The organism is Pseudoflavonifractor sp. An85 (genome assembly GCF_002161235.1).
Lineage (GTDB): Bacteria > Bacillota > Clostridia > Oscillospirales > Oscillospiraceae > Enterenecus.
Genome location: NZ_NFHE01000144.1, coordinates 1 through 529 on the forward strand (window position 1 = coordinate 1; position 529 = coordinate 529).

General features: G+C 56.5%; 1 protein-coding gene. It reads left to right on the forward strand.

The window, feature by feature from the left end; translation table 11 throughout:
• Nucleotides 1-198: 198 nt before the first annotated feature.
• On the forward strand, nucleotides 199-529 hold a 331-nt coding region (locus B5G37_RS14875; RefSeq protein WP_143483021.1), incomplete at its 3' end, for a hypothetical protein.

A 529-nucleotide genomic window follows, 5' to 3' on the forward strand; every position in this document is an offset into this window, starting at 1 on the left:
GGGGTCATACACCCCCGGCTCATATCTCATAATCATCGCCTTCCTGTGCGGTGCACTTCAAAATATATTCTGCTATTTTTCTATTTTACCACATTATGATGTCCTTTTCAATGGATTCCCGACCATCCGGCCAGTCCGCTGTTCCGTATAATTGTGGGCAAGGCTGTGCAGCCTGACCCTCATGGAAAGGACACCATCATGACAGATAAGCAAGGCATCAAGCGTGGGATCACGGTGTTCGCCGTCGTGGCGGGCCTGACGGGAATCCTGACCGGATGCGGCGGGCCGTCCCTCAGCGGCCACACCTATTACAGCATCTCCGCCATCGACGGCGGCGAAACCTCCATCAGCTTCGATGGCGATACATGGAAGATGACGGAGGACGACAACTGGTACTCGGGCAAATGGATGCAGGCCGAAAACGGCGGCATCACCCTGAACGAGTCCCACGGCGAGATCATCACCCTGACTCCCATCGAGGGCAGCGACGGATACCAGTATGCGGGCGAGGAGAAGCTGGGCACCCGCT